The 4,528-nt window shown below is 69.3% G+C and carries 4 protein-coding genes; all 4 read left to right on the top strand.

Annotation, left to right across the window (positions count from 1 at the left end; all coding sequences use genetic code 11):
• The coding region (locus E1286_RS46225) for an ABC transporter substrate-binding protein (RefSeq protein WP_342776343.1) at nucleotides 1-1,316 on the top strand (1,316 nt) is incomplete at its 5' end.
• Nucleotides 1,313-2,200 (top strand): carbohydrate ABC transporter permease, encoded by an 888-nt coding sequence (locus E1286_RS46220; protein WP_132623609.1) that lies wholly within the window; start codon nucleotides 1,313-1,315, stop codon nucleotides 2,198-2,200. The genes E1286_RS46225 and E1286_RS46220, both read left to right, overlap by 4 nt.
• Entirely contained in the window at nucleotides 2,200-3,009 is an 810-nt protein-coding gene (locus E1286_RS46215) for a carbohydrate ABC transporter permease (protein ID WP_132623607.1), read from the top strand. The genes E1286_RS46220 and E1286_RS46215 overlap by 1 nt, the downstream gene beginning before the upstream one ends.
• Nucleotides 3,010-3,031: 22 nt before the next feature.
• A complete protein-coding gene (locus tag E1286_RS46210) occupies nucleotides 3,032-4,393 on the top strand; it encodes a sulfatase family protein (protein ID WP_187368331.1) in 1,362 nt (453 codons plus the stop codon).
• The last annotated feature ends 135 nt before the right edge of the window (nucleotides 4,394-4,528 follow it).

The following is a 4,528-nucleotide window of genomic DNA, read 5'->3' as shown; positions in this document are numbered from 1 at the left end:
GCGAGGCTCGTCCTAGAAAGGAAAACGAGATGTCTCCCCACCCCTCACGCCCTGCCCCGCTCTCCCGCCGTGACATGTTCCGCCTGGCCGGGGCGGCCGCCGCCGTACCGGTCCTGTCCGCCTGCGCGGGCGCGCCGACCACGCAGAGCAGTGCCGCGCCGGGGACGTTCACCGTCTACTGGAACGCCGGCCACGACTACCAGGCCTACCGCAAGGTGATCGCCGAGTTCGAGCAGGCCAACAAGGTCAAGGTCAATCTGCAGAAGTACCAGTGGCCCGACCTGCGCACCCGGCTCCTGGCCGACTTCGCCTCCGGCACCGTGCCGGACCTGGTGGAGGAGCCCGGCGGGTGGGTGCAGGAGTTCGCCATCTCCGGCAACGCCCGCTCGCTGCAGGACTTCGTCGACCGCGACGGCGAGGCGATGGGTTTCCCGTCCGACTGGCAGCCGATCACCGTCGAGCGCAACTCGTACCAGGGCAAGGTGTACGGGGTGCAGCTCCACCTGACCTGCAACACCCTGCTCTACAACAAGGGCATGCTCAGGGACGCGGGGCTGGAGGTGCCCACCACCTGGGAGGAGTTCCTCGACGCCGCCCGCGAGCTCACCAAGGACGGCGTGTACGGCGCCGCGCTCAACCAGGACTACACCTACGTCCACCCGTGGCTGGCACAGGCCGGCGTCACCCCCTACAACCGCGAGACCGGCGCGATCATGGAGCCGCGGGCGGACGCGATCGCCGCCATGCAGTTCCAGGCCGACCTGATCCACAAGCACAAGGCGGCGCCCGTGCCGGTGTCCAGCACGGTCTACTCGGGCCCGCAGAAACTCTTCGCCGCCAAACGCGCCGCGATGATCTTCACCGGCCCCTGGGACCTCGACCCGATCACGAAGACCGCTCCCGACCTCGAGCTCGGCGTCGCGCCGCCGCTGAGGAACAAGGTGCACGCCACGCAGGCCGCGGGCGTCAGCATGTTCGTGCCCGCCAAGGCGAGCAGACCCGAGCTGTCGTGGGACTTCATCAAACGCGTCACCGCCCTGGAGGTGGAGCAGGCCGCCACCAAGGAGAGCGGCATGCTCATGCCGCGCGTCTCCTGGACGAAGCTGCCCGAGGTGCAGTCGCACGAGCTCATCAAGGCCTTCGCCGACGCGCTGCCCATCGCCAAGGACTCCACCCAGGAGGTGCGCCTGACCGGCCAGCTCGGCAGGTGGGAGGAGCAGCTCAAGCTGATGTACCAGCAGGTGATCATCCAGAACGAGCCGGCCGCTGAGGCGCTCGAGGCGTTCACCGAGGCGGCGGAGGGCTTCCTCAAATGAGGATGCCTCGCCTGAGGCCGTCCACGCTCTCCGGACGGTACGCGAGGACCGCCTACCTCTTCCTCCTGCCGGCGATCCTCTTCTTCGCTCTCATGTTCTACCTGCCGATCGGCAACGTGGTGGCGACCAGCCTGCGCACCGGCCCGCAGGCCGACCAGTGGGCCGGGCTCGGCAACTACGCCCAGGCGCTGGCCGACCCGGCCGTGGCGCACTCGTTCCTGGTCACGCTGACGTTCGCCGTGGCGGAGGTCGTCGGGTCGATCGTGCTCGGGCTGGCCCTGGCGCTGGCGCTCAACCAGCCGCTTCGGGGACGGGTGGCCTTCCGGGTGCTGCTGCTGGTGCCGTACCTGACGTCGGTGGCGATCGTCGGGTTGCTCTGGCGCAACATCCTGGATCCGGAGCTGGGCATCCTCAACCGGATGCTGATGGCGGCCGGGCTGCCCGGGCAGCAGTGGCTCAACACCGCGCCGCTGCTCACGATCGCCGCCGTCACGCTGTGGCAGAGCGTGGGCTACACGATGGTGCTCTTCCTGGCCGGGCTGCAGGGCATTCCGGAGACGTACTACGAGGCTGCCAAGATCGACGGGGCGGACGCCTGGCGGCGGTTCTGGCGGATCACGCTGCCGCTGCTGGCGCCGACCACGCTGTTCGTGTCGGTGATGGCGGTCATCTCTGGGCTGCAGGCGTTCGGGCAGGCGTACATCATCACCAACGGCGGGCCCGGTGACGCGACCGACCTGCTGGTCTTCCACATCTTCAACGTCGCCTTCCGCACCAGGGACTTCGGCTATTCCTCGGCTCAGTCGGTGCTGCTGCTGATCGTGATCGTCGCGTTCACGGTGATCCAGCTGCGGGCCGGGCGGCGCGGGGAGGTCACGTACTGATGGTGCGGAAATCGCTGCTCTACGGGCTGCTGACGCTGGCGTCGCTGGTGACCGTCCTGCCGCTGCTCTACATGGTCTCGCTGTCGCTGCAGACCGAGGCCGAGACGCTGTCGCCCGACGCCGTGGTCTGGCCCGAGTCGCCGCAGTGGGGCAACTACGCCGAGCTGTTCACCCGCGCGCCCTTCGGCAACTTCATCGTCAACAGCCTGATCGTGGCCGGGGCCATCACGCTGGCGCACCTGATCTTCGACCCGCTCGTCGGGTACGTCTTCGCGAAGTTCCGGTTCCCGCTGCGCAACACCCTCTTCGTGGCGCTGCTGGCCACGCTGATGGTGCCGTTCTTCGTGCGGATGATCCCGCTGTACGTGCTGATGGCCAACATGGGGTGGCTGGACACGTACCAGGGGCTGATCACGCCGTTCCTCATGGACGCGTTCGGGATCTTCCTGATGCGGCAGTTCATCCAGCCGATCCCCGACGACCTGATCAGCGCCGCCCGCATCGACGGGGCCTCCGAGCTGGCCATCTACCGGCGGATCATCCTGCCGCAGACCCGGCCGGCGCTGGCGGTGCTGGCGCTGTTCACGTTCGTCTTCCAGTGGAACGAGTTCCTGTGGCCGCTGGTCGCCACGAGCACGCCCGAGATGCGGACCATCCCGGTCGGGCTCACGCTGTTCAACCAGGAGTACTTCACGCTGTGGCACCTCACGGCCGCCGGGTCGGTGATCCTCTTCGTGCCCACCGCCGTGCTGTTCGTCCTGACCCAGAGATACTTCGTCCGCGGGATCGCACTGACCGGTCTCAAATAGTCAGCTCGATGGGAGATTTCCTTTGCGCCCGAACGTGATCGTCGTCTTCACCGACCAGCAGCGGTGGGACACCGTCGGCCCCTTCACCCCGAACCTCGACAGAATGGCCAGAAACGGTACGCAGGCCACGGTCGCGATCACCCCGCAGCCGGTGTGCGCGCCCGCCCGTGCCGCCCTGCAGACGGGCCGCTACGCGACCACGACCGGGGTGCACCGCAACGGCCGCGTCCTGCCGCGCGAGGAGCGCACGCTGGCGCACCACTTCGGCGCCGCCGGCTACGCCACCGGCTACATCGGCAAGTGGCACCTGGCCAGTGGCGACCCCGTCCCCGAGGACGAGCGCGGCGGCTACCGGTCGTGGCTGGCGGCCAACACGCTGGAGCACACCTCGGACGCGTACCGCACGATCGTCTTCGACGAGGCGAACGACCCCGTGCTGTTGCCGGGTTACCGGTCCGACGCGCTCTTCGACGCGGCCGTGCGGTTCGTCGCCGACCACGCGGACGAGCCGTTCTACCTGTTCCTGTCGCTGCTGGAGCCGCACCACCAGAACGAGGTGGACGACTACCCGGCGCCCGACGGCTACGAGGAGCGCTACCGGGGGCGATGGATGCCGCCGGACCTCGCCGCCCTCGGCGGCACGGCGCACCAGCACATGGCCGGCTACCTCGGGCAGATCAAGCGCCTGGACGAGGGGCTCGGCCGGCTGCTCGACGCGCTGCGCAGCATGGACCTGCTGGACGACACGATCGTGGCGTACACCTCCGACCACGGCAACCACTTCAAGACCCGCAACGGCGAGTACAAGCGCTCCTGCCACGACGCCTCGCTGCGGGTGCCGCTGGCGCTGCGCGGGCCCGGGTTCGACGGGGGCGGGGCGATCTCGCGGCCGGTCAGCACCCTCGACCTGCCGCCGACGCTGCTGGACGCCGCCGGGCTGCCCGTCCCGGACGAGATGCAGGGCCGGTCGTTCCTGCCGGTGGTGCGCGACTCCCGCGCCGACTGGCCGGAGGAGGTGTTCTTCCAGGTGAGCGAGTCGGAGGTGGGTCGCGGCATCCGTACGGCGCGGTGGAAGTACTACGCCGTGGCCGAGGACGCCGACCCCTGGGACCAGCCGGCCGCCCTCCGCTACCGCGAGCAGGCCCTCTACGACCTGGAACACGACCCGTACGAACTGGTCAACCTCGCGGGCTACCCCTCGCACGCCCAACTCGCCGCGAACCTACGCGAACGTCTGGTGCAACGCATCGTCGCGGCAGGCGAACCGACTCCCGCCATCGACCCGGCGCCACCCCGGCCGGGCCGCACCCAGGCGATGACCGACCCCAAAGTGCGCCTCGACGGCCCGAAACCCGTCCGCTACGGCCACCAACCCCGCCCCTGACAGCTGCCCCTTGGGGGAAGAGCGGGTGTGACTTCGGCGCCGCCCGCCGCACAGGGCGGCCGTCCCTTGTGGAAGGGGTACGGGGCGCCGCCATGAGGGTGGGTGGTCGGCCACCCACCCTCTGCACATCAAGGA

This window comes from Nonomuraea terrae, assembly GCF_004348995.1.
Lineage (GTDB): Bacteria > Actinomycetota > Actinomycetes > Streptosporangiales > Streptosporangiaceae > Nonomuraea > Nonomuraea terrae.
The sequence above is the reverse complement of the archived record's forward strand: the minus strand, read 5'-3'. Positions and strand labels throughout refer to the sequence as shown.

What these genes read in the sequence shown, in the direction of transcription:
- E1286_RS46220 (WP_132623609.1), top strand. Translation starts at nt 1,313, where the DNA reads ATGAGGATGCCTCGCCTGAGGCCGTCCACGCTCTCCGGACGGTACGCG.
- E1286_RS46215 (WP_132623607.1), top strand. Translation starts at nt 2,200, where the DNA reads ATGGTGCGGAAATCGCTGCTCTACGGGCTGCTGACGCTGGCGTCGCTG.